Genomic DNA, 12,453 nt, shown 5'->3' on the forward strand with positions numbered 1-12,453 from the left:
GGAATCTCGGCGACAAAAAAGGTCCGCTTTTATCAAAAAACGGACTTAGCCTCGATTTTAATTGAGGGCTCTGCCCTCGCGCCGCAAGCGGCGACTTCGCCACGGTTTAGCTGGCCCCGAAAGACGATTTGCTTTAAATCGTCATCGGTTTTCGCAGCGGTCCAACGCTGAAAGGCAACAAGGTTTTCGCGAGCTTTCTCTTGTCCGTTAGTCATTCCCGATACTCAACGCTTTTTCAAGGGCATCCACAAAACCGTTTCTGAGGACAACCTTGCCGTTTTGGTCCTTGATGCTGCCACGTTCTGTTTTAGTCCAGCCCTTTAATTTAAGGGACTCCTCAGAGATGGCGTCTCTCAATGCATCAATCTCGTGATTCAACAGGCTCGGTAACCGCGATTCAGATTTGTCTTCAGCACCCGCTCGGTAGTCAATTTCCAATTTCTTGATCGATGCAAACCTTTTATTTTCGGCCCTCAATTTACGGACCTTCGAAATCAGGTCGAGTATGAGGAAGCGGTGAGTTTTATTGCTTACCTCATCAACCCAATCGTACTCGCCCGAGGGCGTGGTCTGTGCTTTGATCGCTTTCTTTTTCTGGTCTCCAAGCGCCTGCCAAGCCTCAATGACCGCTCTATAATGTTCTCCGGTTTTGTTTCGGATGGTCTGCTCGCTAGGAGCGCCACGACTGGCTCCAAGCTTCGCAATCGTTGAGATTCTGAAATCAACCGAGCCTGACTCATGATGTTCCTTGCAAACGGCGTGAAGGGCCTCCAGGGACTTCCTGGAACGAGAATTTTTCAGTTGGCCCAGTATGGCCTCGTAGACTTCGCTCGGTTCACTCATTGCAGCCCTCGATTTCTAGCGGGAATTTCAAAGACCCGTTCATGGCTGACTCGATCTCTTGGCGCACATCACCTAGCTGTAGTGGTTCGGCGAGATCTTCCAAGGTGATTTGCCCATTGATCAACTGGTCAGCGACGTGCCAGTTATTCTGTGTCACTTGCATAATCAGCCGGACGACCTGATTGGCAGCTTTGAGCTGCTGATCCTCGGTCAACCGAAATATCGCGGGTGCAATCCCATTGGTGTCCGCCAATTTGTCGAGCATCTGACTGAGCAGGGGGCGTGCTCTGGAGGCACTGGCACTCTCGTAAATTTCAGCGTTGGCACAGACTTCAGCGAGCAACCGAAATTCGCTGCTTTGCTCCTCCAAATGCATCTCCATTTCCACGTAATTGCCGCTGACGATCAGCTGGTGCTGGCCTGTCTCGGAGGTTTTCAGCAGTTCGGTAGATTGAGAAATCAGGCGGTATAAGTGCTGGAGATCCGTGAGAAGCGTGTCGAGCTTTTTGGCTTTTTCCTCATACGCCGAGGTGATCTTTTTCAGCGTTCGCTCTTTACCAAAAAACTGTCCCGAAGACTCGGCATCGTACCGCTCGTCATCGAGCGTCTGCCTTTTTTCTTCGAGTTCGTGGTATTCATTGCGGGTGACATTGATTTCCAGAATGATTTCGTTGGCAATGGCCGACAAACCGCCCAGAAACGCCGGGCCGGTAATGAAGAAGCGGCACTGGGGACAATTTCGAGTCCCAAGGTAGCCATTGGGCACCGGTGCGTACTGTGCTTCAACCTTCCGCTCAACCAGTGCCATGCCACCTTCGTCACACTTGTTGCCGCTCATGGGGCAGATTCCGAAACTCATAAGTTGGAAGGCTCCAGAAGGCCAATTAGGTGTCAGACACTGATCCATGATGCGTCGGTCTGTGGCGATTAATTCCGGACGCGCCTCTTCGATTTTCTTCTGGAGGATGAGGTCTTCGTAACGATAGTGACTCTGCTCAAGTGCCCGTTTTTCAGCCGCCGCCATCTCCAGCCGCATTTTGCTGGCTCCTACCTTTGTGTAGTAAATTGTCATCACCAGAGAGGAATGACCAACCAGCTTTGAAATCACGGCTATGGGCGCTCTGCCGTCGACAATGTAGGCAGTGATAAGGCTGACGCGGAGAGCATGAGGTGTAAATTGGCTCTTGTAATCCACGCTGCTCTTTTTTTCGATTTTCTCAGCGAGGTCCGCGCCTGGCCTCTGACTATGGAACAACAGAGCAGGCAGGGTTCGTGTAAACGCGGTTGTCGTACGCATGGGCGACGCCTTCTCATCACAGGCGTGTGAGGCCGGGTCTCGGAACAGGAACGATTGTTTACCGCGCCTTTTGAGGATGTCTTTGTGTATCCTTTGCTGCGGGTTGATTTGCGTCCACAGTGTCAGTTCTTCGATTGGGTTGTATTTGGATTGCCACTCCCGAAGCTGGATAATCCAATACGCCAGATCTTCCGGCATGAACGGAATATCGTAGCCGCCCAATTTCTTTCCGGTTTTGTTCGTCGTGATGTAGGCGCTCAACTCACCGTCATTGTTCCCTTTCTGAATAAAGCCCTTATTCCGCTTTCGGGTCGCAAGCTGACTTGGATTTTCGATCCAGTGAACCTTCCCATCACGCCATAACGGAATAAATTCATCTCCCTCTCCGCTGTCGAGCCAACAGATTTGCTGTCCTCGCAACGGAATGGATAGCAATGTGTAGTTTGCGACAATTTTTACGGGCGACCATAACTCGTGCACCTCTTCAATATAGCGCTTGCGACCTCGCTTCCGCTCTTTTTGGACCACTCGATAAATGCAGTTTGGATCGTTGTCATCAATTAACTGTGGATCAACCCCGAACCAGCAGTCTTCGAGGAAGGGATGCAATTGATAGAGATCGCGAAACGACGTCGCCTTCAGCGGAATCAGATGCTGCTTGGCTCGTACAATGGCATCCATGGGCAATGGAGGCTTGTCTGATTCACTGCGCTTGTAACTGGGTAACTGATCTAACAAACCCTTGAGAACTGTTCTAAGAGGATTGCGGTAGCCGGGCAGAACTATCAGCTCACCGTTATCGTCCTCGTCAGAGCAATAAGTCTCCAAAATCCACTCGAAAAAAGCGGAACAGGCGTTATGCCGTGATTTTTTTACAGTATCTGCGGTGGCATTTATAAAGTTTTCGTACGCTCTCTCATTAAACGGGATATCCCTTGACAACATGGCTCCCGGATCGTCAACAAAGCCCAACTTGTCCACGTAAAATCTAAGGAATGCTCTTAAATGTGAGTATTTGTTGGATTGGCCTGTACCAGCCTCGACATAACTTTGTATGGCCTTCCAAAACTCGGGGTATTTGCTGGTCAGTTCTCGATAAATGGCGTTTTCATTGCCGAGGAAGTGAGGCCAAGATATCCAATGTTCGGAATAAGCTCTATTCGGCTGTGCTGGCAACTTCGGGTCTTGTTTGTAGCCCTCATAGTATTCCGCCCCTGATTTAAACTCTAAGAATTGAGCGGCTTCGGACGCCTCGGCGAGAGTCGCGTACCTCTTCACGGGACGCTCAATGCCAAGGTAGCTGTACCAATCATCCCAATCTTCGGCATAGAAGTCGCAGGGAGATACTGTCAGCTTTGGGTCTTTTTTGTAGCCCTTCAGGTATTCTTTAATTGATTTGAATTCCAAGCGCTGAGCGACTTCGGAGGCCTCGGCGAGCGTCGCGTACTTTTCTTTGGGACGCTCATTGCCAAGAAAACTATACCAATCACCCCAATTTCTGCGATAAGTTCCGTCGGGATGGCGTGGCAGCTTCGGGTCTTGTTTGTAGCCCTCAAAGTATTCTGTGGACGTTTTGAATCCCAGGCGTTGAGCGGCTTCGGACGCCTCGACGAGCGTCGCGTACTTCCCATCGGGGCGTTCGGTGCCAAGGAATCTGTACCAACTAATCCAATCTTCGGCATAGAATTTATCGGGAGTTGCTGGCAGCTTCGGGTCTTTTTGGTAACCCTCATAGTATTCCCCCTGTGTTTTTAACCCCAAGCGTTGAGCAGTTTTTGACGCCTCGACGAGCGTCGCGTACTTCTCGGGACGCTCGTTGCCAAGGAAGCTGTACCAATCAGCCCAATCTTCGGCATAGAAAACAGAGGGATTGGACGGCAACTTCGGGTCTTTTTGGTAGCACTCATAGTATTCCTGCTGCGTTTTGAACCCCAGACGCTGAGCGGCTTCGGACGCCTCGGCAAGCGCCGCGTACCTCTCGGGGCGCTCAACGCCAAGAAAGCTATACCAATCATCCCACTCTCCGGCATAACTTCGTTGGGGATTCGATGGCAACTTCGGGTCTTTTTGGTAGCCCTCATGGTATTCGGTGCGTGTTTTGAAGCCCAATCGCTGAGCGACTTCGGACGCCTCGGCGAGCGTCACGTATTTTTCTCTAGGGCGCTCATTGCGAAGGAAGTTGGGCCAATCAGCCCAATCTTCGGCATAGTGTTTGTCGGGAGCTGCTGGCAGCTTCGGGTCTTTTTTGTAGCCCTTGTTGTATTCATCTCTTATTTCGAATCCCAAGCGTTGAGCGGCCTCGGACGCCTCGGCGACAGTGGCGTACTTCTCACCGGGGTGTTCAGTGCCAAGGAAGCTATACCAATCATCCCAATCTCCGGCATAGAGTTGGTTGGGATTTGCTGGCAGCTTCGGATCTTGTTTGTAGTCCCTCTTGTATTCCGGCTGCGTTTTGAATTCCAAGCGCTGAGCGGCTTCTGATGCATCGGCGAGCGTGGCGTACTTAGTTGCCATGAGTGAGTCCTTTCTTGATTGGAGAAATTAAGCCGTGCTCGGGCGACAATCTGCTCAAATGCGCACGCATCTGCGTATCAGTGAGTTCGGTGTAGACCTGCTGACTTTCTATCGATTTATGGTGTAGGGCGTTTTTAATGATCAGAGAATCAGCGTTTGCATCAGCCAGAGCTTGCCCATACGAGTGTCGGTGGGCGTGTGCTGTCGTTCCCGCTTCTTTTGAAAACGGTAAACCAATTCTCTCAACGGCTCTTTTAAGCGATTGGTTATAGCCTTTGATTGAGTGTGGAGCGCCTGATTGCGTCGTGAATGCAAACGGATGTTTACCGCCATCGGGGTATCGCTGGTAGGTCAGGTAAAGCCGCCAAAGGTCGTTAAAGGTTTCACCAGCACTTCTTGGAAACCACCAAACCTGAAGAAAGTGGCGACTTTCATTGTCCTCTTTGGGCGATTTCCAACCTGCATGCAGCGTATGGGATTTCGAATATTCAAATCGCGGTTTCATCCCATACTTGTTGAGCAACTCTTCGCGCCTGCTGGGGCCGTTTGGACAGGGCCGCCCTTTATCGGGATGAAAAATTTTGACCAGTGCGGTTCCGTCCTCCCACGGCACGACATCTTCTAACCAAAGGTGAAAGCACTCGCTGAGCCTGAGTCCGCCGTAATGCATCAGCATGGTAATGAGCACATTCTTCAGGTCCAGGCGCTCATAAACTACGTCGCTCGTTTCAAAGCCATATCGCGTAAGGCCATTCCACAAGAGGTCGTCAATTCGTCCAGGAGGAAAGCTTTTCTTACCCTCATTGTCGTTAGAACGCGACACCGTCCTGGGCATAACCTTCCGGAAATAAGCAGGGGCTGGTTTGTTAGCCCAAAGGTGGGAAAGAAAAGCCCGCCGTTTCTTTTGGTAGAAGGCTGCGAGGCCCATCCACTCCTCGTAACGAGTAGGTTTCACCGTTGGGTTTATCTGAAGCTTTTTCTCTTCATACTGCTCAGAGAGCCAGTCTGTGTATTGTGTTATCAGGCTGATTAGAAAGTTCGCGTCCTTATCCTCGCGTGGTTTCCACCGCAGCCAACTCGGATCGCTACCGTCTTCGCCAATCGTTCCGGTGTAGAGGCTGTTTGAAAACTCCCGAAACAGTTGGTGAGGAGCTTCAAAGCAGTCTTTATTCTGATTCGTGTAATCGATGAGGAGTCGAACCGCAAACGCGCTCCTGTCTTTCCAGCTCCGAGATTTGTATCGATGAACGATCAAATAATCCAAATAACTTTTCAGTAAACCATCTTGGGTGACGATCACCGGAAGACTTATCTTCGTCCCCGTGTTGTCTACTTTGATATTTGCCTCTATGCAGACGCTGTTCAGCACGCAATTTCCAATTGGTAAAATAGTACCTTCGTAATTCCACTATATATGCATGTATGCTCAAGAAAAACCAGGTTTCGATTTCTGGCATAGGTTTTTGATGCTTTTTAGGATATTTTTTCTATTCCACTAAGCAGCAAACAACATCGCGGGCCAGATGAATGGTTACCGCCGTCGGGCCAGTGCGGCTATGTGGCAAGATTTGTGCGGGTCGTGAAAAAATATGAGCTGTCCCCTACATCCGATGAGCGGGCGTGGACGACAAGGTTTCTAGAAGGCTGCCGATAGGGCCCCCGACGGGCAAAGACTCAATATGTGCGGACGCTTTGTATTTCATACACCCCTAAATCTCATTGCCAGGCGATACTGGGACTATCAAATGGCTACCGGGAATATGGTGGCCCGTTACAACATTGCTCCCGGTACCCAGATTGCGAGCATTAGACAATCTCTATCTGGGGAGCCTCGCTTTGATTATGCCTGGTGGGGATTTCGACCTTCCTGGGCCGATGAGAGGGCGCCAGCGCCCATCAATGTTCGCATCGAATCAATCAAAACGTCCCGCTATTTCCAAGAAGCTTTCAACCAGCAACGCTGCGTGATTCCGGCCAACGGCTGGTATGAATGGAAGCGATTGGAGAATGGCCAGAAACAACCCGTCTACATCACCTGCCCAGATCTTGAAAGAGGTGAAGCGCTATTCTTTGCTGGCCTCTATACACCAACAGTGGAGGGTACTTCCCTTCGGGTGGCAATCATAACTGAGCCAGCAACTATGAAGATTCATCACATACACGACCGACAGCCAACGCTTGTCCATCCAGGATCCTTGAGTCAGTGGCTCGACCCCGCCCAAACGGCTGATGAACTGAAGGGGAGAATAAGGAGGACTTCAGGGGATAGTCTGGCTTACTGGCCGGTTTCAACAGATGTAAACCGGACCTCTCCCGATAACAATGGGGCTTCTCTGATCGCCCCACTCTAAGCACAGAAGTTCAGGCAACAAAATTGGTGTTAATGTGGTCTGCGGAGCCCGAACCAATATTTTTGTAGCACTTATAGTATCGAGGTCAGTTCTTATTGACGTTTTTTAGCGATATAAACTCAATAACGACGAATGGCTGCTCTCTCAAACACCAATTGTGTTGCCAAAACACCAATCGTGTTGCCTTTGAATAACAGGAGGCCGACCACAGTGAAGATAAAACGCATTACCGAGCAAGAGCTTCTCGATAATCTCAATCGCTATTCCAGCCATGCGGACGAACTCGCCGAACTATTGCCGACGGAGCTAGGGCCTTTGGAGCGCCTTAAAGACTCCGTCAAGCGCTATGATCGGCCAGCAGACCCTGTCTGGGAGGAGTTCTTTGAATCCGACGACGGTGTTTCGGACGACTTTCTGGAAGATCGTGACCAACCCGAACCGGATGACAGTGGTAACTGTAGTAACTAGCGTTCGCGCTCGAAACAGACTTTCGGGAACTACGGGGTTTGGCCTAGCGTTGAAGATTGATGAGGCTTCCCATCCCTCATAACGACCTGTTCTAGACCAACCGGCGTCATTCTGTCCCAGTCCTGAAGCGCTTCGGGCATGGGGGCTTTTGGATCACGTCGGGCCAGTAGATCACGCGGGCTGTACAATTTTTTCTTTTACGGCTTTTATCTTCGATCTCCTCTCCGCCCAAGGATTACCACCGTTTTCAAGGCTACGCGCTCTGGCTTGGTGAACCGATCCAGAGCCTGGTACTCACCATCCCACTCCTGCGCATTCCGGTACTGGGCGACGTGTTGCTCCGCTAGATCCACAATACCATCAAACCCAGTTTCATAGCCCTCAACCAGCACTGGCGTTTTTGGAGGAAGGGCTTGCAGCTGTGTGATCAGTTCTTCTACCGTCACGTTGAAATACCTACTATCGCCTTCGTGTCGAAACTTCCTGGATGATGTCATGAGAGCCGCTGACGATCATGCTGTCAAGCAGGGACCGAAATTCCCTTGGAACATAGTTCACCGCGCCAAAAGCAATTAGTCCATCCTGCAGGGAAAAATCATGAGTGGTAGCTTGTTTGTAACACTGACGCATGTGATCAACGAACCCCGAGCCCAGCTGCGGAAGATCGATCTGAGATGAGCTCTTGAATAGCGGGGCTTTTCGGTCGTTGAACAGCTTTTGAAGACCATCTCGGCTAGATCCGGTATACATGACTTTGAGCCGTTCGCGATGCTGTTCAAGGAACGTCCGAAGGAAAAACACCAAGACCTTGAATTCTGATTTGGCTGCCAGATGCTGGGCCTCATCGAGACATAAAAGGACGCGGTCATGTCTGGCGACCAGAGTATTGAGCGCCTCTCTCAAAACGCTCATTGCATTCCGATCATGGAGAGGTGCTCGTGCGTAGGCAAATTTCTGTGTTGTTCGCCGCCACCAGCTGGATTCGTTGAGGGCCACGTGAACCGCGTCCAGGAGCGATAAGACCGGATCAACGGAGTTCTCCGATAGGTTCACATAAACGGGAATGTAGCCACACTGTGTTGCTTTGGGGATGAAATCTACAAGGACAAACTCTGTTTTCCCCATGTGGATGGGGGCGAATAGAGTCAGAGCTTGGGACAGGCCTACTTCGTAAAGGCTGAGGATTTTAGCTGCTAACTCTGTCCGCGAATAATGCCACTCGATACCCACAGTTAATTGCCCCAATATAACCTGAATGGAGACGAAGTGGCCGGTATCCGAGTTAGGGGCTAATATTAAGAGCCCAACCCGAAATCCATTTTTCGCAAGCTGCCACCCCTCAGCAAACCCTGTTATATTATAAAATCTCGACGACATTCGGAGCGGTGCGCGGCTCATATCGAGCGGTGCAGGTCAGCTGATTAGTGCTCGACACTTCAACTTGCCAAAAATGATCGCTCGGTTAATAATCCACGTGATCCTCAATTTCCAAGTCAACTACTCGGCCTAACGTTGGAGTATCAATGCCTGCCGCATGTAGCTTCTTGGCCATCTCCAGGTTCAAATAAAGCAGTGACATATATCGAGATTTAAGACGGTTATTTTCCTGCTCCAACCTATAGAGTTTCTCGTTTAGACGATGAATGCGCTCCTTTTCGTTGAGAGAGGATCGGCGTCTGGGTCGTTGTTTTTGGGCGGTCTCGATGGCGGTAAGAAGGTCTTCAAATCCAGGGCGATCCCTGATGCTACCTCTTGCGCGACCAGCTTCTTTGGCAACATTATCCTTGTTTATTGGAGAGCCTTTCTCAATGCGTTCAGGCTTGCCCTGCTGAAGTCGCTGCAATGCATCAAAATACTCAATTAGCGCTTTGCTTCTCATGATGTCATTGCCCTTCGTTGTTGATTCGAGCCTTGATGAGGCTGAGTCTTTCACTGCTAAATTTATAAGCCAGTGATCTGGGACTCATCTCTTGCATCGAGAGTTCTATGCTAGCCGCAGCTTCCTGCAAGACATTCTCTTCAAAAATGGATTTGGCGCATCCATAGCATGGAAACGTCCAGTCAATGCCATAACTATCGCATGGGCCAGTCTCGTTCATGCATCCGCCGCCAGAAGGTAAGGGGACAAACTTTCTCTTACCTACCTTTATATCTTGCTGTATCGCTTTGGCGTCATCTAAAAAGTGGGGTAAGTTTCTTTGTTTTTCGGCTTGGAAAACCTTCCCCTGACCTCCCAGGAGAGGGTTGTGTGCCTCAATGACTTGCTCTTCGAAAGAGATGGCGTCATCGATTTTTTTTGAGGCTCGGAATTCCGTGACGAAATGGGCGTCGTCCTCAGCAACAATAAAAGACTCAGCAAAAGGTGAATTTTCAGCGTATAGAGCCGTCATCACGAGTGACAGGTGTTTAAATTGGGTCGCTAGGGACGGCAAAGAAACCATGCCAGAGCGAGAGGCATATATGGCAACAGCTCTTCTGGCTTGATGTGAGCTGAATGGCCAAGGGTTGCCAACCGTGAATTTTGGATCTTCGTCCCAGTTTCGAAACGCATCGAAGGCAATCAGCTCATCGAGATCTGATTGTCGGATCTCAATGCCCTTAAACAATTTAACGGTGTCTCCGAGCTCCAGCGAATGATAGGCCTCGGGGTACTCGTAATTCACGGGACTCTTACAGCTTGCCCAAGAGGCGGCAAGCCAGAGTGGAACCTTGCTCTTCTTGCTTGGGAAGGGGTCGGGATGGTTTCTAGTCCAGTTTATTCTAGCGACGCATTGGGCTGTCTTGATGGCTTTTTTTGTAACTGGCGAAGTGACCCAAGGTAGCATGGTTGAGTAATTGGTACTGACCAGTTTTTTCGTGTGGGACAACAGAATGTCCACATTCCCAAAGTCGGGAATGTGGACGACATGGGAGCACTCATAGGGCAACGCTGCCACCTCGCTTCGACGCATTCCCGAATAGAGATGTATGATTATTGCTGAGAGGGACTGAAGCTTGCTCAGGTGGGCTCCGATAGCTGGTATGGTCCAGCTAATGTTCTTCTTCTGTAAATACTCTCCAATACCAAAGCGTCGCAGGGTTTCTTCTCTCGATACAAATTGAGACGTGGAATATGAAGGTTTGGGGCGGCCACTTCTTTTAATGCGAGTTGTTGCAGCGCCTGCGTGATTCTTGTGGTCGCAAAAAAGGTTGGGGTTTTCATAAACAGCCTCAAAAAACGCAACCAGCTTTTCCATGTAAGGAAGCGCGCCATCCAGTTCTTTTTCCGACTCTTCAAGGAGTAATGCCATTATACGAGCGGGTATTAATGGCGTCTTTTTTTTATTGATGTGGATGAATTTTGATGCGGCATCAAGCCTGTTGAGCCAGTCGTCGTACCTGTCTCCCGGAATAATTTTCCAATGTGGCAGCCCATCGCATAAGCTATCGTGTGCCGCCCTATGACAGACCCTAATAACCTCTTTAATTTGATTGGAATGATGCAAGGTTGCTTTTGGGTTGTCCTCGGAGCTCAATAAAAATGAGGATTGGAGGGCCGCCTGGAACCGTAGGTTTGAGTGGGCGAGGCTTAGAGGAGTTTTGCAGTGATAAGCAATTTTGGCAATCGCTCTGAGGGCGAGATTGAAAGCATAATAGCTGGTGGCTTTTTTGTTCTTCTTTATAGCTATTCTTGGGTTGAACATTGAAAGCCAAAATATGGATTTTATTTCGTCTGTTATGACGCGAGACAGCTGATCAAATTCCTGGGCTTGCCAAGCAGCAAAGTAAAAAATCGTTGAGGCTCCGTAGGGGGTGAAATCCCAGGAGTCATCTTGGAATCTCGAAAGTGCCTTGCCGTTAATTCTGCGAGATACTATGAAATCTTGGGGGATCTCTGTGCCGATCTCGTCGACGCGGTCTGGCTCACGATCTCTATACGTGTTACCGAGCATAAAAAATGCCATTAGGTCACCTCCATTGCGTCCAGTAGCGAATTGACCTGAGATTGCCAGAATAAATCCAGGTTTCCTTTTTCGATGGCATTTTGGGCTCGGCAGACAATCTGTTTTTCCGTCTCACCACGACGCTCGAATGAGTCAATGATTTCTTCGATCCGATGGATCACTGGAAGAAACTTTTTTGCGTGGATTTCAATTGCCTGAGATTTGTGATTGCTTTCAAATTTGATGTAGGCCGCGACTGACAAAATTCGATGGATGTCTTCGTAGTCGTTTAGAATGCCAAAACTCTTGCAGAAAAAACAGGCTAGTGGCGCGCCGCAAGTCAGGTCGGGAGCTTGGCTCTCATCAATGCCGTCTATGTAAGCCCGATCATCTTCTGATGTGGCGGTGCATTTTCCGGTAGGGATTCGTTCGCCAGTTCTAACGATGGGGGCGGAAGGGCTCCCCGATACCCTCAAATTTGCGGAGGTCTTAAGCGCGTTGAAGAATTCGGACATTTGCTTGGCAGAATCCTCAAACGTCTTAAACCCATAATGCTTTTGGATTGTTCTCGGCCTGTTCGAAACCATTCCGGAAACTAGGCTAACGTTTCCGCCTGATATTTCGAGAAGTTTTTGGATCTTTATTTTTCGAGGTGTTCGTGTTGTTTGGCGTGGGCCGTTATCGGGCCATGCCAATGATAATGAAAGGTCTGTGGCGCTAAGTTTGATAAACTCATTCTTACCTCCTTTTTTTCCGGCGTTGTTGACGCGGCCGGTGAAAAGGCCAAACCTTGGGGCATCTTTACCGCACCAGCTAGCTATCTGATCTCGAAGGCGGATCATTTGTCGCCATTCTTTCCGGAATGCGCCAGGCACAGTGAGTGTTTGCATTTCATTCAACGAGCGCTGTTTATAGGCGATCAGGCGGTTCGTACCAATTTTTTTCGTTAGCATACTGTCTTGGCAGTCAATGCTGGCGAGATGTGTTAATGGCCAATTAAAATGACCCACTACTGGCCATTAATTTTGACCCACCTCCGAGTGGCCGTCAGGCCACA

The 12,453-nt window shown here is 49.7% G+C and carries 11 protein-coding genes; 2 read left to right on the top strand and 9 right to left on the bottom strand.

The features are described from left to right. Positions 1–32: 32 nt before the first annotated feature. The 4 genes from ARC85_RS19715 to gmtY are packed head-to-tail and all read right to left on the bottom strand — an operon-like array spanning position 33 to position 6,023. A complete protein-coding gene (locus ARC85_RS19715) occupies positions 33–215 on the bottom strand; it encodes a VPA1267 family protein (protein WP_053114463.1) in 183 nt (60 codons plus the stop codon). Next, positions 208–843 carry a gamma-mobile-trio protein GmtX gene (gmtX, locus tag ARC85_RS18600; protein ID WP_053114465.1) on the bottom strand — a complete coding sequence of 212 codons (636 nt, stop codon included), beginning with the start codon at positions 841–843 and terminating at the stop codon, positions 208–210. Before gmtX ends, ARC85_RS19715 begins: the two co-directional genes overlap by 8 nt. Then, a complete protein-coding gene (gmtZ, locus tag ARC85_RS18605) occupies positions 836–4,654 on the bottom strand; it encodes a gamma-mobile-trio integrase GmtZ (protein ID WP_053114467.1) in 3,819 nt (1,272 codons plus the stop codon). Before gmtZ ends, gmtX begins: the two co-directional genes overlap by 8 nt. Continuing rightward, positions 4,644–6,023 (bottom strand): gamma-mobile-trio recombinase GmtY, encoded by a 1,380-nt coding sequence (gene gmtY / locus ARC85_RS18610; protein WP_053114469.1) that lies wholly within the window; start codon positions 6,021–6,023, stop codon positions 4,644–4,646. Before gmtY ends, gmtZ begins: the two co-directional genes overlap by 11 nt. A gap of 310 nt (positions 6,024–6,333) precedes the next feature. On the opposite strand from gmtY, the gene ARC85_RS18615 reads away from it, so the two are divergent. Both ARC85_RS18615 and ARC85_RS18620 read left to right on the top strand, forming a co-directional pair. Further along, entirely contained in the window at positions 6,334–7,005 is a 672-nt protein-coding gene (locus tag ARC85_RS18615; protein WP_286715792.1) for an SOS response-associated peptidase, read from the top strand. Positions 7,006–7,215: 210 nt separating this feature from the next. Then, on the top strand, positions 7,216–7,473 hold the full coding sequence (locus tag ARC85_RS18620) for an antitoxin (protein ID WP_286715793.1): 258 nt from the start codon (positions 7,216–7,218) through the stop codon (positions 7,471–7,473). Positions 7,474–7,679: 206 nt separating this feature from the next. On the opposite strand, the gene ARC85_RS18625 is transcribed toward ARC85_RS18620, so the two are convergent. The 5 genes from ARC85_RS18625 to ARC85_RS18645 all read right to left on the bottom strand — a co-directional run bounded on the left by ARC85_RS18625 (position 7,680) and on the right by ARC85_RS18645 (position 12,349). Then, entirely contained in the window at positions 7,680–7,919 is a 240-nt protein-coding gene (locus tag ARC85_RS18625; RefSeq protein WP_286715794.1) for a hypothetical protein, read from the bottom strand. Between the two features lie 13 nt (positions 7,920–7,932). Beyond that, positions 7,933–8,703, bottom strand: coding sequence for an ATP-binding protein (locus ARC85_RS18630; protein WP_286715796.1), 771 nt, complete (start codon positions 8,701–8,703; stop codon positions 7,933–7,935). Positions 8,704–8,935: 232 nt separating this feature from the next. Next, entirely contained in the window at positions 8,936–9,352 is a 417-nt protein-coding gene (locus tag ARC85_RS18635; protein WP_286715798.1) for a hypothetical protein, read from the bottom strand. 4 nt (positions 9,353–9,356) lie between these two features. After that, positions 9,357–11,417, bottom strand: coding sequence for a hypothetical protein (locus tag ARC85_RS18640; protein WP_286715801.1), 2,061 nt, complete (start codon positions 11,415–11,417; stop codon positions 9,357–9,359). Next, on the bottom strand, positions 11,417–12,349 hold the full coding sequence (locus ARC85_RS18645; RefSeq protein WP_286715804.1) for a hypothetical protein: 933 nt from the start codon (positions 12,347–12,349) through the stop codon (positions 11,417–11,419). The genes ARC85_RS18640 and ARC85_RS18645 overlap by 1 nt, the downstream gene beginning before the upstream one ends. Positions 12,350–12,453 lie beyond the last annotated feature (104 nt).

Origin of the sequence: Marinobacter sp. tcs-11, from assembly GCF_002049515.1 — a bacterium.
GTDB lineage: Bacteria > Pseudomonadota > Gammaproteobacteria > Pseudomonadales > Oleiphilaceae > Marinobacter > Marinobacter nauticus.